Raw genomic sequence first — 17,373 nt, 5'->3', positions numbered from 1 at the left:
ACCGAGATCTTAGGAATGGCGTAATCCGGATCGTAGAGGCTGCTCCGAGGGGGATGGAGCAACTCGATCAGATAGCCCGCACGGCGCCGCGCACCACGGTGCTGGCGGGTTCTATCGAAGATGGAATGATAACCTATGTCACCCGTTCAATGGTGTTCGGTTTTCCCGACTACACGACCGTGCAGCAGGACGGCGATACGCTGCGCATTTACGCGCGTTCAAGATTTGGCCGAAAGGATTTTGGCGTCAATCGGGACCGGGTCGCCGGTTGGCTGGCTTTGCTGCAACCCTGACGACAAGCACCCTTCTTGAACCTCGCGCCACATGGGCACGTTCAGCGACATCTGGCATTGGGCCATGAACATGCGGCCATCGACCTGCAGGCAGATCATCTGTCCCAACTCGACGCGGGTGCCGGATTTGTCGGTGCAATAGCAGTCGCGGACCTTGCCATCGGGGCCGGTGTAATCCGCCATTGCCGGGCTTGAACAAAGGGTTAGGGCCAGGATCAGTCGTCTCATACCTTAAACCTAGCACAAGGCAGGGCCTTGACCAAAGCCCACGGATGAGAGACACCCCGCGGATGATCCCCGAAGAACGCCTTGAACAGATCACCCAGCGATTCCAATACCTCGAAGCGGCCATGGCCGATGGCGCCTCGGGAGGCGATATTGCGGCCTTGGCCAAAGAGTATTCCGACCTCAAGCCGGTGGTTGATCAGATCATGGCGTGGCGGCAGCTGACCGCTGATCTGACCGAGGCGCAGGCGATGCTGGCCGATCCGGACATGAAAGAGCTGGCCGAAGAGGAAATCCCCGACCTGCAGGCCCGTATCCCCGAGGCCGAGCATGCGTTGCAACTGGCGCTGTTGCCCAAGGACGCCGCCGATGCGCGCCCGGCGATGCTGGAGATCAGGCCCGGCACCGGCGGGGATGAGGCGGCTTTGTTTGCCGGAGACCTGCTGCGGATGTATCAGCGATACGCTGAGGCGCGGGGCTGGCAGTTCGAGATCATCGAGGAACAGGCCTCGGATCTGGGCGGGATCAAAGAGGTGGTGGCCCATATCAAGGGCGACAACGTCTTTGCGCGGATGAAGTACGAATCCGGCGTGCATCGGGTGCAGCGGGTGCCCGAAACCGAAAGCGGTGGGCGGATTCATACCTCGGCGGCGACGGTGGCGGTGCTGCCCGAGGCTGAGGATGTGGACATTCAGATCGACGCCAACGACATTCGGATCGATACGATGCGCAGCTCGGGCGCAGGGGGGCAGCACGTCAACACGACGGATTCGGCGGTGCGGATCACGCACCTGCCCAGCGGCATCGTGGTGACCAGTTCCGAGAAATCCCAGCATCGCAACCGCGAGATCGCGATGCAGGTGCTGAAGACGCGGCTTTATGATCTGGAACGGCAGCGGATCGACAGTGAACGCTCTGCCGATCGCGCCAGTCAGGTGGGGTCGGGCGACCGGTCGGAGCGGATCAGGACTTATAATTTCCCTCAGGGCCGCATGACGGATCACCGAATCAACCTGACGCTGTATAAGCTGGATCAGGTGATGCAGGGCGACCTGGATGAGGTGATCGACGCGCTGACCGCGGATGATCAGGCCCGGCTGCTGGCTGAGATGGCGCAATGATTGCGGCACTGACAGCGGCGCAGGCGATGGTTGCCGCCACGGCGCGTTTGCGCGCGGCGGGCGTGCCCGATCCGGCACGGGATGCGCGGGTTTTGCTGGCCCATGCGGCGCGGATCGAAGCCAGCCGGGTGACATTGATTGCGCCCGAAGAACTGCCTGTCGATATCGCGGAGCGCTATGATCAGCTGATCTCGTTGCGGGCCATTCGGGTACCGGTGTCGCATCTGCTGGGTGAGCGCGAATTCTACGGTCGCCGGTTCCGGGTCAGCCGCGATGTGCTTGATCCGCGTCCCGAGACGGAGGCGTTGATCGAAGCGGCGCTGAGCGAGCCGTTTGACCATCTGCTGGATCTGGGCGTGGGCTCGGGCTGTATCCTGATCACATTGCTGGCCGAGCGCAGCAGCGCCTCGGGGCTGGGAGTGGATCTGAGCGATCTGCCTGCCTGCAGGCCAGCGCCAATGCGGTGCAACATCAGGTGCAGGCGCGGGCGGAGATTCGGCAATCCGATTGGTTTGAGAACATTGAGGGGCAATTTGACCTCATTGTTTCAAATCCGCCCTATATTTCCGTTGAGGAAATGGATGATCTGTCGCCTGAGGTGCGCGAGCATGAGCCGCGCATGGCCCTGACCGATGAAGGGGACGGGTTGGGCGCGTATCGCCGGATTGCTGCCTCGGCGCCGGATTTTCTGATGCCGGGCGGGCGGTTGCTGGTCGAGATCGGGCCGACGCAGGGCAATTATGTCGCGGCTTTGTTCGATGCGGCAGGGTTGGTGGAAACGCGCATAATCCCTGATCTGGACGGTCGGGATCGTGTCGTCGGCGCCAGAATGCCGCAATAGGCAGTGCATCTGAGGCTGAAATGCGCCGATTGATGTAAAAAAGCTGCGAAATATCGGACAAAGCCCTTGTCTGAATGCGCAGGACATGTTTACTCAGGATTAGTCGGAGAGGTTGACGCTGTTTCAGCGCGCCCCTGACGCCAAGCCCAAAAAAGTCGATGACGCGTTACGGCACAAGCCACTGAGCAGCGTAAGGTACGGGTTGATCGACAGAGAATTGACAAGGCTGACGTGAAGTAAGATGAGATCCTCCAAATCCCGTTCGCGGGCCAAGAACAACCGCAATCGTCCTTCCGGCGGCAACGTCGTAAACCGGGTTTTTGACAGCTCGGGTCCCGAGGGCAAGGTGCGTGGTACGCCGCAACAGATCATTGACAAGTACAACCAGCTGGCGCGCGACGCGCAGCTGTCCAATGACCGCGTGGCCGCCGAGAACTTTCAACAGCATGCCGAGCATTATCTGCGCATGCTGAGCGAGGCGCAGCGCGAGATCGAAGCCCGCCGCGAAGAGCAGGAGCGCCAGAACCGCGAACGCCAGGCCGAGCGTGACCGCGAGCGCGCCGAGCGTCAAGAACGTGAAGCGGCCCGCCAGGCCGATCCTGCAGAAGCGCCGCAGCCCGATGTGATGGATTTCGGTGAGCCCGAGCCGTCACCCGAGAGCGGTTTGGTCGAGACGCCCGAGAACAAAGGCGCAGAGGCTCCGGAAAAGAAAGAGAAGCCTGCGCGCAAGCCGCGCGCGCGTAAGCCGAAGCCTGCACCGGCAGAAGAGGCTGCGCCCAAGGCTGATGGTGATACGCCTGAAGCGGCGGAGTGAAGCCAGCCTCAGAAGAGACAAAGCCCCGAGGTTTCGACCCGGGGCTTTTTTCATGGTGTCAGCTTTTTCGGACTTCGCGGGCCAGCGCGCAGAAGGCTTCCAGCGGAACCTGTTCGGCGCGTTCCGTGGGCTGGATACCAGCGGCCAGAAGACGATCTTCGATATCTGGTGCGACGCCTTTCAGCGAAGCACGCAGCATCTTGCGGCGTTGGTTGAAGGCAGCTGCCACGACACGAGACAGCGTGGCGGCGTCCGCCGGATAGCGCGGTTCAGGCAGGGCGGTCAGGTGGACCACGGCGCTGGAGACCTTGGGCGGCGGTGTGAAGGCTCCGGGCGGTAGTGACAGGGCGATGCGCGCCTCGGCCCGCCATTGGGCAAGGATGGCGAGGCGGCCATAGGCTTTGCTGCCGGGTTGGGCGACGATGCGCTCGGCCACTTCGCGTTGGAACATCAGCGTCAGGCTTTGCCAGAAGGGCGGCCATTGGGGTGGGGTGAGCCAGCGGACCAGAAGCTCGGTCCCGACATTGTAGGGCAGATTGGCAGCCACGCGGATGGGCGGCGTCAGATGCGCCAGCGGGTCGATTTCCAGTGCATCGCCGTTGATGACTTCCAACCGCCCTGGATAGGCGGCGGCGATGTCGTTCAGGGCGGCGATGCAGCGGGTGTCCTTTTCCACCGCCACGACCTTGCGCGCGCCTTCGGACAGCAGTCCTCGGGTCAGGCCACCAGGGCCGGGGCCGATCTCCAGCACGTCGCATTGGGTCAGATCCCCGGCCTGGCGTGCGATCTTGGCGGTCAGGTTAAGGTCGAGCAGGAAGTTCTGGCCCAGCGATTTGCGGGCCGAGAGCTGGTGGGTTGCAATGACCTCACGCAGGGGGGGGAGGGAGTCGATGGCGCTCATGGCTTCACCGTTGCGTGGGTTGAGGCCGGAGTGCCAGAGATTTCTTGCCTCCGGCGGGGATATTTATGGCCAGATGAAGCATTAGCGGGTTTGCGCCATGGTTTGGCCGAGTTTCAGGGCTTCGATCAGGCTGGTGGGGTTGGCGATGCCTTTGCCTGCGATGTCCAGTGCGGTGCCGTGATCGGGCGAGGTGCGGATGAAGGGCAGGCCCAGCGTGACGTTGACGCCCTTGTCGAAATCCAGCGTCTTGATCGGGATCAGGGCCTGATCGTGATACATGCAGATGGCCGCGTCATAGCTGGCGCGCGCCGCGGCGTGAAACAGCGTGTCAGCCGGGTGGGGTCCGGTGATAGTGGTGTTTTCGACATTCAGATCGGCCAGAAGAGGCGCAATCCAATCCATCTCTTCGGTGCCCATTTTGCCACCTTCGCCCGCATGGGGGTTGAGGCCCGCGACGGCGATCCGGGGGTGCGGGAGGCCGAATTGGGTGCGCAGGCTGTTGGCGGTGATTTCGATGGTGTCACGCAGCAGGTCGGGGGTGAGTGCCGAGGGAACTTGCCGCAGCGGGATGTGGATCGTGGCCGGCACCACCCTCAGCTGATCGCTGGCGAGCATCATGACGACTTGCTTGCGCCCTGCAAGGGCTGCAAGGAACTCGGTATGGCCCGGATAAGCGAAGCCCGCCCCATCGATCAGGGCCTTTTTGTTGATCGGCGCCGTGCAGAGGGCCGAGGCCGCGCCGGACTGGACCCAAGTGACGCCTTTTTCGATGCAATCGATGACCGAGGGCGCATTGGCCGGGTCTGGGTGACCGGGACGATTGGGGGCCGGGAAATCGACCTGCAACACGGGCAGGGCCGATGCGCTGACGGCGGTAGCTTCGGCAGGGTCGGCGATCCGGGTAACGGGTGTGCCGTCGGGCAGGTGCGCGTCATCGCCGATGTAGAAGAACGGACAGTTGTCGCGCAGCGCGTCCCAGGCTTTGGCCGCGATCTCGGGGCCGACACCGGCAGGGTCGCCGCAGCTGAGCGCGATCGGGCCAGTCATTGCTCGACGATAACGGCGTCTGCCCGGAGTTGTTCCAGAAGGCTGTCGGCAAAGGCCTGCAGTCGCTGCTGCGTCAGCGCGTTGGCGACGTCGATGCGGGTGGTGTCCTCGCCCAGATCGCGGGTGCGGTTGCACAGCATCAGGAACATCAGTGTCTGGCCGTTGTTGCGGGTCAGCGTGGTCGAGACTTCGTTCGGATCCAGTTTGGCCAGTTCCAGCGCGACGTCGCGCGGGATTTCCGAAGGCTTGGCGGTGACGCGTTCCAGTACCTCGGTGGGCTGTTCCTTGGCGAGGCCGTAGAGATCATCGCAGGTATCGATCTCTTCCTTCAGCTTGGCCGCCTCTGCCAGGGTTTCGGCGCTGCGGCCACCAGCGAGGTAGTAGATGGCATAGTCGATTTCGGAATAGTTTGGTGCGCCGGCGGCAACTTCGCGTATCCCACGCATCTGGAACAGGGCGACTGCGTTGGGCAGGGTCAACGGATCGGTGATATCACCGTTCTTCAGGCTCAGAATCACCGGTTGCAGAGCGGGCGGCAGATCGTTGAGGGACAGCCAGTCGAGACGACCGCCATTTTCTCGTGTTGCAGCCGCAGAGTATTGCGTTGCGGCAGCCGAAAAGCTGTCCTGGTCCGGAAGGCGGGCGATTTCCTCGGCCAATGCTTCGGCCTGAGCCTGTGTTTGCGGGGTCACGGGGATGATGATCTCGGACATCAGGACCTGTAGGCCACCGCCGCCGCCCTGACCGAGTGCGCGGTTGATCTCATCCTCGGTGGGGCGGGCCTGGGACAGGTAGCGCGCAGCGACAAAATCGCGCCAGGACAGCTGATCGGCGACGAAATCGCGCACGGTTTCGCGTGAAATCCCCTCGTCGCCGAGCAGTCGGAGGAATTCTTCAGCGCTGAAATTGCCGCGCGAGGCGAGCGTGTCGATTCCGGATTGAACGTCCTCGGGCGCGGCCTGAATTCCGGCTTCGCGCATCGCCTGTTTGCGCAGGCGGTCGTCGATCAGGGCGCGCCGTACTTCCTCTTCGGAGCTGCCGGGAATGCCGAGCAGTTCCATAAACTGTTGGCGCTGCTGCAGCTCATACCAGGTCACGATGTCCTGATTGACGCGGATGGCGGGCGAGAAGGGGCTTTGACTGAAAGCCTGTGGTGCAGTCATGACCCCAAGGATCAGGGCGAAGGATGCGGCGCGCCAGCCGGAACGGAGAATTGTGGTGAAACCTGAGATCAACTGCATCTTTTTTTGAAACTCTTCCCATCGCCTTTGACGGAATACCCTGTGAGGGCTACGGTAAAGCCGAATTCTGTCGAAGGCTCAATACTTGATGTCGATGTAAAGCGCCTGTTGACGGTCATGTTAACCTGTACACATTCGTTACTGTAGGTCAGCCCGAAGCCCAGGCGGAGTGGTTCGGATTGCGCGAGATCATACCGCGCGCTCGCGCGCGTCCGCCAGTTTTGGTCGATCCGGTAGCGTCCTGCAACCCTGAGTTCAGAGATTTCATCTGTATTGAGCTCGGCCGGATCGGGTTCAAGCCAGACATACCCCGCGCTGAGCGATGTCTGACCTTTGCTCCAGGCGGCGCGCAGCTCGGCCTTGGTGAAGCTGAAATCGCTGTTCAGCAGGCCGCGACCCGCAAGGGTCAGGCCGTTGCCGTTGTCCAGTTGACCGGCCAGCAGCAGGTCCGACTGGGTGCCCTGCAGACCCGAAGTCAGAGTGAAATCGGGATCGGCATCGCTGCGAAAGACCTGACCGACCGTGGCCAGCGCCCGCCAGCCATTGGTGGCATAGCGGGCCCAGTTCACACCGACGACAGCCGTGGTCCCATTTTCCCGGCGGTCCACGGCGGGGAACCGCGACAGGGACAGAAGGTTGCCCTGATCGAATTCCTGAAAGGTGCTTTCGTCATTGGGCACATCGGTGTCCGAGACGTCGGTCCATCCGACCTGAACGATGGGCTCCAGAATCTGGGTCGCGCCGGTTTGTTCCCGCCGTTGCAGCGGATAGCGCAGTGTCAAAGCAGCACGCGGGGTGATGCGGGTGACATCGTTTGGAAAATCGCTGTCGTTGCGGATATTGAACGTATCGACCGCCGCACCCAGCCGCGCATCGGCGCGAAACCCGGCAGGAAGCGTCCAGCTGCGCAGCCATTCCGCATCGGCCGTGGCGCGGGCCACGTCGCGGCCGATGATATCCGCATCGCTGGTACGGGTATGTGTATGCCCGTTGAAGGCCAGCGCGATCTCGCCGCCCAGGGCTTTGGGGAAGTAACGCTTGCGGTAGTCGATATCGAAGATGCGCGAGGGGATCTCGTCCTGCTCTTCGCTGTCGCGCAGGGTTTTGTAATGGATGAAACTGGTGCGGAACGCGGTGTCGCGTTTGATCCGTTCCAGCGCGATCTCGCTGCGCAGCCGGTCGAAATCAGGCAGGCCGTAATCGGCCAGATAGGCGTCGTCCGAACTGGTCTTGATATCAAAAGTCAGCCGGTAGCTGTTGCGCAGATTGAAATAGCCATCGGCGAAGAAATAGCCGCGGTCCTGATTGGGCTGGATGTCATCGCGGGTGAAGGCCCCGCGCAGCTCAATACGGCCCCTTTTGAAGGCTTGGCGGTAGCGCAGGCCAAGGGTGCGGGTTTTGGAGGACACATATGGCGTGACTGTCAGGTCTTTGTGATCGCCCAGCTTGAAGAAATACGGAACCTGCACCCCGGTCCCCAGTTGCGAGGTGGTACGGATTGACGGTACGAGAAAGCCGGTGGCCCTTTCAAGCGTCGGATCGGGCAGGCGCAGATAGGGCAGATAGAAGACCGGCACGTCCAGTACACGGAACTGGGCGCCTTCGAAATACAGTTGCCGCTCAAGCTGATCATGGGTCACCTTGCGGGCGCGGATTTGCCAAAGCGGCGGTTTGCCGTTCGCGCAGACATGGCACGAGGTCGCGGCGACCTTGCTGAACTGCGTATACCGTCCCGCCGCCCGCGTCGCCTGAACCGAGGCGATTTGTATCTGCTGGTCGAACACCATCCGCGCGCCGGTCAGCAATCCGTTCTGAATGCCACTGTCCAGCTCTGCGGAATCGGCCAGCAGCGTGGATTGCCCGCCCTGATCGATGCGGATCGGGCCGGTCAGCGTCAGCTCTCCGGTTTCACGGTCATAGGTTACGCTTTGGGCGCTGAGCTTGATATCGCCCTGATAGGCCTCGACATTGCCTTCGGCGACCAGTTTGCGATCCGGCGTGATGAAGATCTGATCGGCCACCAGCAGCGCAGGCTGGTTCTGTTCCGCAGCGTCGGTTGCACCAGACGTGCCGTCGGTCTGGGCCGTCGTCGCAACGGGCAGCGACAGGATCAGGGCGCTGGACAGCAGCAGGGGAAGAAGTGCGCGCATCAGCCGTCCTCCGCATGAAGTAGAAGGCCAAGGGACAGCATGATCCCGGCGCAAGGTGGAGCCCAGGCGGCGACCAGAATAGGCAACTGCCCGTTTTCCCCGAGAATCTGAGCAAAATTGCGGATGAAATAGATACCAAACCCCAGCAGCACGGCAGTCAGCACCGCCACACCGGTTCCGCCAAAGCGCACATGGCGCATGGTGAAGGCCGCGCCGATCAGCACCATCGAGACCAGAAACAGCGGACGTGCCAACTGTACCTGCAGCCAGACCTCATATTGTTTGGTCGAGAATCCGGCCTCTTGCAGGTCTCGAATCAACTGCGGCAGGTCGTAGACCGAGACCGAATTCTGCTGCCCCAGCGTGTCCAGAATACGGTCGCGGGTCAGGGTGGTCGGCAGATTCAGCACCTCATGGGAGACCGCGTTGGTTTCGGGGTTGAGGTCATCTTCGAGCGTCCAGACCTTGGCATCCTGCAAAGCCCAGTGTCCGTTTTTCAACTCGGCGCGCCGGGCTGCGATCTGTTCGGTTGGTTTGCCATCGGGCGAGAAGGTTGTGATCGTCACGTTGCGCAGGGCGAATCTGTCGCCATTGGCGGTACTGCGCGCATGGATGACCGATTGCCCGCTGGCCGAACCTTGCCGCAGCCACAGCCCGTCGCGGCTGATCGACAGGGCGGAACTGCCGTTGTTGCGAAAGTCATCCGACAGGCGCTGGTATTCTTCGGAGGTGGCCGCGGCGATGGGGTTAAGCAGTGCAACCGCCAGTGCGCCGATGACCAGCGCCAGCATCACCGGGGCCAGCAGCGCCCGGATGCCCGATCGACCGGTGGCGCGCGTCACCACCAGTTCCGAGCTGCGGGCAAGGCCAACGAACAGCGCGATTGTGGCCAGGATCATCAGCAGGGGCAGCATCTCGCTGATGGCTGAAGGTGTGTTCAGAAGGGTCAGCCGCAGAAGCTGTCCGAAGGACAGGCCAACCCCGTCAAAGCGGCGCACCTGTTCGATCAGGTCGATCAGGATCATCAGGGTCAGAAAAATTCCGCCGATCACCAGAAAGCTCTGGATGAAACGCCGGGCAAAATAACGGTCTAGGGTCACGCAGGCATCTCCGCCCGATCCCGGCATTGGAGATTCGCACACCGCGCCGGACCCATGCCCGACAGCCTATGCCTGCCGATTGATGCCACGTAATCTCCCCCGAGCCTGCCGTTATTTTGGCGCAACCATAATGCAAATGACGGGCGGGGAAAACTGCTATCTGGTCAACTGCGACCGCGCGGGCTAGGTCTTGGGCAACGCATTTTTCAGGAGAATGATATGAGCAGTCTGGTCCCCGTCCGTTTTACCGCTGTTGATCTGGATGCCATGGCCACCGCCAAGGGCCGCGTCGCGATCATCATCCCCGATGATGGCAAGATGAACCCCGCCGCCCGCCGTGCCAACCGCCTGACCAAGGGGGCCGTTGCACGCCTGGTCGAAAGCGAACGGTTCGGAAAGGCCAAGACCGGCGATGTAATCCCTATGGCATGGCCTGCGGGGATGGAGGCGATTGCGTTGGACGTGCTGGTGCTGCCGCGCCGCGCCGACAGTGATGAGGCGCGCAAGGCCGGGGCCAAGCTGGCGAAGCTGGCCGCAGGCAAGCCGGTTCTGGTGATGGCGGCCAATCAGCTGCGCATCGAGGATCTGGCCTTGGGCATGGCGCTGCGGGCCTATGATTTCGACGTACACAAGACCAAAGAGGCTGATCCCGCCGGCGCGATTGTGATCGCCCATGCAAAACCGGATGAGGCCGGGGCGGCCTTTGCGCCGCTTTATGCGGTGGCCGATGGCGTTCGCATGACCCGTGATCTGACCAATGAACCTGCGAATGTCCTGACCACCACCGAATTCGCCAGCCGTCTGGCCGAGATGGAATCGCTGGGCCTGAAGGTCGAGGTTCTGGACGAGGGCAAGCTGGCCGAGCTGGGTATGCGCACGCTGCTAAGCGTCGGGCAGGGGTCCGAGAGCCCCTCAAAAGTGGTGGTGATGCACTGGAACGGCGGAGACAAGGACGACGCGCCGCTGGCGCTGGTCGGCAAGGGCGTGGTGTTCGACACCGGGGGGATTTCGTTGAAGCCTGCGGGCGGTATGGAAGACATGACCATGGATATGGGCGGCGCCGGTGTGGTCGCGGGCACCATGCGGGCGCTGGCCAAGCGCAAGGCCAAGGCCAATGTCGTGGGTCTGGTCGGGCTGGTCGAGAATATGCCATCCGGCAACGCCACCCGCCCGGGCGATGTAGTGAAGTCGATGAAGGGCGACACGGTTGAGATCATCAACACCGATGCCGAGGGCCGTTTGGTTCTGTGCGACGTCATGTGGTACGCGCAGGATCGGTTCAATCCGGTCGGCATGATCGATCTGGCCACCCTGACCGGGGCAATTGTTGTTGGTCTGGGGCATGAGAATGCCGGGGTGTTCTCGAACAATGACACGTTCTGCGATGCCTTCCTGAAATCGGCCAAGGCCGAGGATGAGGGCGCGTGGCGGATGCCTCTGGGTGCGAAATATGACGAACTGCTGAAATCGCGCATCGCCGATATGAAGAATGTGGGCGGGCGTGCAGCAGGGTCGATCACCGCAGCCCAGTTCCTGCAGCGCTTCGTCAAGGAAGAGACGCCGTGGATTCACCTGGATATCGCTGGTGTGGCCTCGGTCTCGGCCGAGACGTCCTATGCACCCAAAGGGGCCACCGGCTGGGGCGTGCGCGCGCTGAGCCGGTTCGTGCAGGACAATTTCGAAACCGCGGAAGAGTGATCCCGTGGGGGCCGTCTATTTCTATCACCTGACCCGTCAGCCGCTGGAGCACACTTTGCCAGTGCTGCTGGACAAGGCACGGCAGGCCGGGTGGCGGATTGCCGTGCGGGGTGTTGATCCTGCGCGGATGGACTGGCTGGATGAAAGATTGTGGCTGGGGTCTGAGGAGGGATTCCTGCCGCATGGCCGCGCCGGTGGGCCGCATGATGCGGCACAGCCCATTTTGCTGACCACCGGACCGGATGCCGTCAACGGCGCGACCTGCGTCATGGCGGTGGATGGCGCTGCTGTCGAGGTCGACGAGGTGCAGGCGCTGGAGCGGGTTTGTATCCTGTTTGACGGGACCGATCCGGAAGCGGTGCAGCGCGCGCGCGGTCAGTGGAAGACGCTGACTGGTGCCGGGTGCACGGCGCAATATTGGTCTGAGGAATCAGGACGTTGGGAGAAGAAAGCCGAGGCTTGATCGGCTGCATTTATTCAGGAGATTTCGGATGAAAATGAAGCCTTTGGGCCGCACGGATATTGTCGTGTCGGATCTGTGTCTGGGTACGATGACCTTTGGCACGCAGACCTCGGAATCGGATGCGCATCGACAGATGGATATGGCGCTTGCGGGCGGCATCAATTTTGTCGATGCGGCGGAAATGTACCCGGTGAACCCGATCTCGAAAGAGACCGTGGGACGCACCGAAGAGATTCTGGGCAACTGGAACGCTGCCAACCCGTCCCGACGTGGAGAATATGTGCTGGCCACCAAGCATTCGGGCGAGGGGTTCGTTCATGCGCGGAACGGGGCGCCGATTTCGAAAGAGACCATCCCGGAAGCCATCGAAGGCTCGTTGCGGCGGCTGCGGACGGATTGCATCGACCTCTATCAGTTTCACTGGCCCAATCGCGGAAGCTATATGTTCCGGCAGAACTGGGATTACACACCTTCGGGTCACAACCGCGATGAGGTCGTGGCCGAGATGCAGGAGAGTCTGATCGCGCTGCAGGCGCAGGTCGACAAGGGCAATATCCGCGCCTTTGGCCTGTCGAACGAAAGCGCCTGGGGCACGGCGCAATGGCTGCGCGCCTCGGATGAGGTCGGAGGTCCGCGCGTCGCGTCGATTCAGAACGAGTATTCGCTGATGTGCCGCCTGTTCGACACTGATCTGGCCGAGCTGTGCATGTTCGAGGATGTGGGTCTTTTGGCGTTCTCACCTCTGGCGGCAGGGTTTCTGACGGGCAAGTATCAGGATGGTGCGGTGCCTGAAGGATCGCGCATGTCGTTGGTGCCGGAGATGGGCGGGCGCACCTCGCCGAGGGCGTTTGATGCGGTTGCCGCCTATCTGGATATCGCCGCGCGGCATGGGTTGGACCCGGTGCATATGGCCTTGGCCTGGTCTCAGAGCCGCCCGTTCATGGGGTCGGTGATTTTCGGGGCAACGACGACCGCGCAGTTGGAGCATATTCTGGCGGGCAAGGATCTGGTGCTGTCGCCCGAGGTGCTGGCCGAGATCAGCGCGGCCCATCGGGCGTTTCCAATGCCTTACTAGGGCAGAGGGGGCTCTGCCCCCGTCGCCTGAGGCGACTCCCCCGGGATATTTTTCGCCAGATGAAGCTGGGATCCCGTCAGTGATGGGTGGGTTGCGTGCGGTCTTGTCTGAGGTCGCGGGCCGAGAGGCCGTGGGCGGTGCGGAAGGCGCGGGCGAAGCTGGATTGCGAAGCGAAGCCGGTGGCCAGTGCCACCTCGAACAGCGGCATGTCGGTGTCGGTGACCAGACGTCGGGCCTCGGCCAGTCTGAGTTGCAGGTAATGATCCTGCGGGGTGGTGTTCAGGCGCAGGCGGAATTGCTGTTGCAGGGTGCGCGGGCTGGTGCCCAGTGTTTCCGCGATATTGGCCAGTGGCAGCGGGTCATCCAGCGACGATTCCATCAGCGTGTTGGCCTTGGCCGTCAGCGCCGTGTGGCGGTGCGGAATACCGGTGCGGCTTTGCGGTTTCGACGGCTCGGGCGCGCCTTCATAGAGGAACAGGCCCGAGACACGGGCAGCGAACCCTGCGCCGTGGCGGGCAGCGATGATGTGCAGCATCATCTCGACCGCCGGCATTGCGCCGCCCGAGGTCAGGCGGTTATCGGAAACGGTGAACCGGTCGGGCCGGACCGTCACCTCGGGGAAGCGGGCGGCGAAATTGTCCAGATCCTCCCAATGGGTGGTGGCGGCGTGACCGTCCAGAAGCCCGGCTTCGGCCAGCAGCCAGGGGCCGCCATCGATGCCGGCCATGGTGGCGCCGGTACCGGCAATGCGGCGCAGACCGGCCAACAGGCTGGGGGTGGCGTGGCGCGCGAGTTGGAACCCGGCCACGACAATCATCAGGTCGCAGCCCTGCAGCCGCGCCAGCGGGATGCCGGGTACATTGAGGGCGCTGGTCAGCATGGCCGGTTCCGCGGTGGCGGTGACATAATCCCAGTCGAACGCGGGGCGGTCGGCCAGACGATTGGCGGCGCGCATCGGATCGACCGCTGCGGCGAAGCTGAGCGTGTTGCATTCGTCCAGCACCAGCACCGCCGTTTTCAGCGCGCGGTGTTCAGGCTGGAGTATGTTTTTTGCGGATTTCATCAAGTTCGATTCGCATTCTGGCAAGTGTTTCCACAAGGCTGCGTCAGAGTTTGTCGTGACGCAAATCGGAATCCGGGGAGAAGTCTGGGGAAAACCCATGGCGAAACCGGGTATAAGTTGGGGAAAACACCATGCCTCTGGAAATGAACCGCGAAGTCTTCATCACCTGCGCCGTCACCGGGTCAGGCGGGACGCAGGATCGAAGCCCGCATGTGCCGCGCTCGCCGCAGCAGATCGCTGACAGCGCGATTGCCGCGGCCAAGGCCGGTGCGGCGGTGGTGCATTGCCATGTGCGCGACCCCGAGACCGGCGCGCCCAGCCGTCGGCTGGATCTGTATCGCGAAGTCACCGACCGTATTCGGGACGCCGATGTGGATGTGGTGCTGAACCTGACCGCAGGGATGGGGGGCGACATCGTGTTTGGCGGTGTCGAGAGCCCGTTCCCGGTGAATGAAGCAGGGACCGACATGATTGGCGCGTCCGAGCGGGTGGCGCATATCGCGGAATGTCTGCCCGAGATATGCACGCTCGATTGTGGCACCATGAATTTTGCCGAAGCCGATTACGTGATGACCAACACCCCCGGCGCGCTGCGGGCGATGGGGCAGATGATGACCGACATGGGCGTCAAACCCGAGATCGAGGCCTTCGATACCGGTCATCTGTGGTTTGCCAAGCAATTGGTGAAGGAGGGGATTCTGGAGCCGAACGCTCTGGTTCAGCTCTGCATGGGCGTGCCGTGGGGCGCGCCCGACGATCTGAACACCTTCATGGCGATGGTGAACAATGTGCCGGATGACTGGACCTTCAGTGCGTTTTCGCTGGGGCGGAACCAGATGGCCTATGTGGCGGCGACCGTGCTGGCGGGCGGCAATGTGCGGGTCGGGCTGGAGGACAATCTGTGGCTGGACAAGGGCGTGCTGGCCGAGAACTGGCAGTTGGTTGAACGGGCGGGCACCATCATCGAGAATATGGGCGCGCGGGTGATCGGGCCGCAGGAAGTGCGTGAGAAGCTGGGGCTGGTCAAGCGGGCGCCGGTTGCGAAGTAAGGGCGGGTTGGGGGCCAGCCCCCAAACCCCCGGAGTATTTTTGAAAAGATGAAGTTTGGGGCGTGACTGGATGAAAACGGCGGCAATCATCGGTGGTGGAGTTATCGGCGGCGGGTGGGCCGCGCGGTTCTTGCTGAATGGCTGGGATGTGCGGGTGTTTGACCCGGACCCCGAAGCCGAGCGCAAGATTGGTGAGGTTCTGGACAATGCCCGGCGGTCTTTGCCGGGGTTGAGTGATGTGCCGTTGCCGCCCGAGGGGGCCTTGAGTTTTCATGAGGATATGGCTGACGCGGTTCAGGGGGCCGTCTGGATTCAGGAGAGCGTGCCAGAGCGGCTGGACCTGAAGTTGAAGGTTTACAAAGGGTTGCAGGCGGCGTGTGAGCCGGAGGCGATCATCGGGTCCTCGACCAGCGGGTTCAAGCCATCGGAACTGCAGGAAGGCGCGTTGCGGCCCGAGCAGATCGTGGTGACGCATCCGTTCAATCCGGTCTATCTGTTGCCGCTGATCGAATTGGTGCCAACAGACAAGAACCCTCCCGAGATGGTCGAACGGGCCAGGGAATTGCTGACTTTGGTCGGGTTCTTCCCGCTTCACATCAAGAAAGAGATCGACGCCCATATCGCCGACCGGTTCCTTGAGGCGGTCTGGCGCGAGGCGTTGTGGCTGGTCAAGGACGGCATCGCCACGACGGAAGAGATCGATGAGGCGATCCGCATGGGCTTTGGCATCCGCTGGGCGCAGATGGGACTGTTCGAGACCTATCGCGTGGCGGGTGGCGAGGCCGGGATGCGGCATTTCATGGCGCAGTTCGGCCCCGCGCTGAAATGGCCCTGGACCAAGTTGATGGATGTGCCCGAGTTTACCGATGAATTGGTCGACCTGATTGCCGACCAATCGGATGCGCAATCGGGAATGCACTCGATCCGCGAGTTGGAGCGTATCCGCGACAACAATCTGGTGGGCATGATGCGGGCGCTTAAGGCGCAGAATTACGGGGCGGGTGCGGTGCTGAACCAGCATGATGCGATGCTGAAGCCCGGCGCGTTGCCGACGCTGGATCAGGCGGATCTGAGCAAGCCGATCCTGACGCTGGCCCGTGCCGTGCCGCTGGATTGGACCGATTACAACGGTCACATGAATGAGGCGAAGTATCTGGAAGCCTTTGCCGCCGCGACCGACCGGTTCATGGAGATCATCGGTTGCGACATGGACTATATCCAGACGGGCGGCAGCTATTTCACCGCTGAAAATCACATTCGTTACATGAACGAGGTCCACGCGGGCGCGAAGATCGAAGTGCGCACGCAGATGCTGCTGGGGCAGGGCAAGAAGCTGCATGTGTTCCATGAGATGTTTGCGGGCGATACGCTGCTGGCGACGGGCGAGAGCTTTTTGCTGCATGTCAGTCTGGAAACCCGTCGCCCCAGTGCGCCATCGCCCGAGATCGAGGCTGCGATGGCGCGGATTGCCGAGGCGCAGGCCGGGTTGCCCTATCCGGATGGCGCAGGCGCTGCGATCCGCAAACCCGCATGAGCGGCCGGGTTCTGATCACGGCAGGGGCTTCGGGCATCGGACGGGCGATGGCCGAGGCGTTCGATGCTGCGGGGGCGCAGGTCTGGGTTGCCGACATGGACCCGGAGGCGCTGGCCGATTGTCCGGCGCATTGGAAATGCAGTCAGTTGGATGTCTCGGATGAGGCGGCGGTGGCGGCGCTGTTCTCTGAGATTGAGGCCGATTGGGGCGGGTTGGATGTGCTGTGCGCCAATGCCGGCATTGCCGGGCCGACGGCTGCGGTTGAGGATGTGGCGCTAAGCGATTGGCAGTCCTGCCTTTCCGTAAACCTTGAAGGTGCGTTTCTGTGCAGCAAATACGCCACCCCGATCATGAAACGGCAGCGCAGCGGCGCAGTTCTGATCACGTCGTCGACGGCGGGTCAGTATGGCTATCCCAACCGCGCGCCCTATGCGGCGGCGAAATGGGGCATGGTGGGGCTTGGCAAGACACTGGCGATGGAGCTTGGGCCACATGGCATCCGCTGCAACGTCATCTGCCCCGGCTCAGTCGAAGGCCCCCGGATGGAGGGTGTATTGCAACGCGAGGCCGACGCCAAGGGCATGACCCGCGATCAGGTTTATCAAGGCTATGCCTCGGGCACGTCAATGGGCCGCTTTGTCGAAGCGCGGGACATCGCGAATATGGCCGTGTTTCTGGCGTCAGATGCGGCGCGGCTGGTGTCGGGTCAGGTGATCGCGGTGGATGGTCATACGGTCAATCCCGACCCGAAACTGTAG

At 62.4% G+C, this 17,373-nt stretch carries 16 protein-coding genes and 1 pseudogene; 10 read left to right on the top strand and 7 right to left on the bottom strand.

Annotation, left to right across the window (positions count from 1 at the left end):
• Positions 1 to 53: 53 nt before the first annotated feature.
• Positions 54 to 293 carry a DUF1499 domain-containing protein gene (locus tag ACR3E4_RS17685; protein WP_480567111.1) on the top strand — a complete coding sequence of 80 codons (240 nt, stop codon included), beginning with the start codon at positions 54 to 56 and terminating at the stop codon, positions 291 to 293.
• Here ACR3E4_RS17685 and ACR3E4_RS17680 read toward each other — a convergent pair.
• Positions 219 to 521 carry a hypothetical protein gene (locus ACR3E4_RS17680; RefSeq protein ID WP_480532010.1) on the bottom strand — a complete coding sequence of 101 codons (303 nt, stop codon included), beginning with the start codon at positions 519 to 521 and terminating at the stop codon, positions 219 to 221. The genes ACR3E4_RS17685 and ACR3E4_RS17680 overlap by 75 nt on opposite strands.
• Before the next feature lie 62 nt (positions 522 to 583).
• Between ACR3E4_RS17680 and prfA the strand changes: the two genes are divergently transcribed.
• The 3 genes and pseudogenes from prfA (at position 584) to ACR3E4_RS17665 (ending at position 3,294) form a co-directional block, all read left to right on the top strand.
• Entirely contained in the window at positions 584 to 1,639 is a 1,056-nt protein-coding gene (gene prfA, locus ACR3E4_RS17675) for a peptide chain release factor 1 (RefSeq protein WP_480532354.1), read from the top strand.
• Positions 1,636 to 2,480: pseudogene (gene prmC / locus ACR3E4_RS17670) on the top strand (peptide chain release factor N(5)-glutamine methyltransferase). The gene prfA and the pseudogene prmC overlap by 4 nt, the downstream one beginning before the upstream one ends.
• Before the next feature lie 241 nt (positions 2,481 to 2,721).
• Positions 2,722 to 3,294, top strand: coding sequence for a DUF4167 domain-containing protein (locus ACR3E4_RS17665; protein ID WP_480532014.1), 573 nt, complete (start codon positions 2,722 to 2,724; stop codon positions 3,292 to 3,294).
• A 58-nt stretch (positions 3,295 to 3,352) separates the two neighbouring features.
• Here ACR3E4_RS17665 and rsmA read toward each other — a convergent pair whose 3' ends face one another.
• From rsmA to lptG, 5 genes are all read right to left on the bottom strand, one after another.
• Complete coding sequence (rsmA, locus tag ACR3E4_RS17660; protein ID WP_480532016.1) at positions 3,353 to 4,195, bottom strand: 16S rRNA (adenine(1518)-N(6)/adenine(1519)-N(6))-dimethyltransferase RsmA; 843 nt, start codon at positions 4,193 to 4,195, stop codon at positions 3,353 to 3,355.
• 81 nt (positions 4,196 to 4,276) lie between these two features.
• The gene (gene pdxA / locus ACR3E4_RS17655) at positions 4,277 to 5,242 is read right to left on the bottom strand and encodes a 4-hydroxythreonine-4-phosphate dehydrogenase PdxA (RefSeq protein WP_480532018.1); all 966 of its coding nucleotides are present in this window, start codon (positions 5,240 to 5,242) and stop codon (positions 4,277 to 4,279) included.
• Positions 5,239 to 6,483, bottom strand: coding sequence for a peptidylprolyl isomerase (locus ACR3E4_RS17650; protein ID WP_480532020.1), 1,245 nt, complete (start codon positions 6,481 to 6,483; stop codon positions 5,239 to 5,241). Before ACR3E4_RS17650 ends, pdxA begins: the two co-directional genes overlap by 4 nt.
• Positions 6,474 to 8,633, bottom strand: a complete 2,160-nt coding sequence (locus ACR3E4_RS17645) for an LPS-assembly protein LptD (protein WP_480532022.1) — start codon at positions 8,631 to 8,633, stop codon at positions 6,474 to 6,476. Before ACR3E4_RS17645 ends, ACR3E4_RS17650 begins: the two co-directional genes overlap by 10 nt.
• Positions 8,633 to 9,733: an LPS export ABC transporter permease LptG gene (gene lptG, locus ACR3E4_RS17640; protein ID WP_480532024.1), complete on the bottom strand. Its 1,101-nt coding sequence runs from the start codon at positions 9,731 to 9,733 to the stop codon at positions 8,633 to 8,635. The genes ACR3E4_RS17645 and lptG overlap by 1 nt, the downstream gene beginning before the upstream one ends.
• A 219-nt stretch (positions 9,734 to 9,952) precedes the next feature.
• On the opposite strand from lptG, the gene ACR3E4_RS17635 reads away from it, so the two are divergent.
• Genes ACR3E4_RS17635 through ACR3E4_RS17625 form a run of 3 tightly spaced genes read left to right on the top strand, consistent with a single transcriptional unit; the run spans position 9,953 to position 12,969 of the window.
• On the top strand, positions 9,953 to 11,431 hold the full coding sequence (locus ACR3E4_RS17635; RefSeq protein WP_480532026.1) for a leucyl aminopeptidase: 1,479 nt from the start codon (positions 9,953 to 9,955) through the stop codon (positions 11,429 to 11,431).
• Between the two features lie 4 nt (positions 11,432 to 11,435).
• Complete coding sequence (locus ACR3E4_RS17630; RefSeq protein ID WP_480532028.1) at positions 11,436 to 11,894, top strand: DNA polymerase III subunit chi; 459 nt, start codon at positions 11,436 to 11,438, stop codon at positions 11,892 to 11,894.
• 28 nt (positions 11,895 to 11,922) lie between these two features.
• The gene (locus tag ACR3E4_RS17625; protein ID WP_480532030.1) at positions 11,923 to 12,969 is read left to right on the top strand and encodes an aldo/keto reductase; all 1,047 of its coding nucleotides are present in this window, start codon (positions 11,923 to 11,925) and stop codon (positions 12,967 to 12,969) included.
• Positions 12,970 to 13,045: 76 nt separating this feature from the next.
• On the opposite strand, the gene ACR3E4_RS17620 is transcribed toward ACR3E4_RS17625, so the two are convergent.
• Complete coding sequence (locus tag ACR3E4_RS17620; RefSeq protein ID WP_480532032.1) at positions 13,046 to 14,032, bottom strand: GlxA family transcriptional regulator; 987 nt, start codon at positions 14,030 to 14,032, stop codon at positions 13,046 to 13,048.
• A 131-nt stretch (positions 14,033 to 14,163) separates the two neighbouring features.
• Between ACR3E4_RS17620 and bcoG the strand changes: the two genes are divergently transcribed.
• The 3 genes from bcoG to ACR3E4_RS17605 all read left to right on the top strand — a co-directional run bounded on the left by bcoG (position 14,164) and on the right by ACR3E4_RS17605 (position 17,373).
• On the top strand, positions 14,164 to 15,081 hold the full coding sequence (bcoG, locus tag ACR3E4_RS17615) for a 3-dehydrocarnitine:acetyl-CoA trimethylamine transferase BcoG (protein WP_480532034.1): 918 nt from the start codon (positions 14,164 to 14,166) through the stop codon (positions 15,079 to 15,081).
• A 70-nt stretch (positions 15,082 to 15,151) separates the two neighbouring features.
• Positions 15,152 to 16,615: a carnitine 3-dehydrogenase gene (locus ACR3E4_RS17610; protein WP_480532036.1), complete on the top strand. Its 1,464-nt coding sequence runs from the start codon at positions 15,152 to 15,154 to the stop codon at positions 16,613 to 16,615.
• Positions 16,612 to 17,373 carry an SDR family oxidoreductase gene (locus ACR3E4_RS17605; RefSeq protein WP_480532038.1) on the top strand — a complete coding sequence of 254 codons (762 nt, stop codon included), beginning with the start codon at positions 16,612 to 16,614 and terminating at the stop codon, positions 17,371 to 17,373. Before ACR3E4_RS17610 ends, ACR3E4_RS17605 begins: the two co-directional genes overlap by 4 nt.

The sequence above is a fragment of the Ruegeria sp. AP11 genome (assembly GCF_056535865.1).
This window is presented reverse-complemented; position numbering and strand designations above follow the sequence as displayed.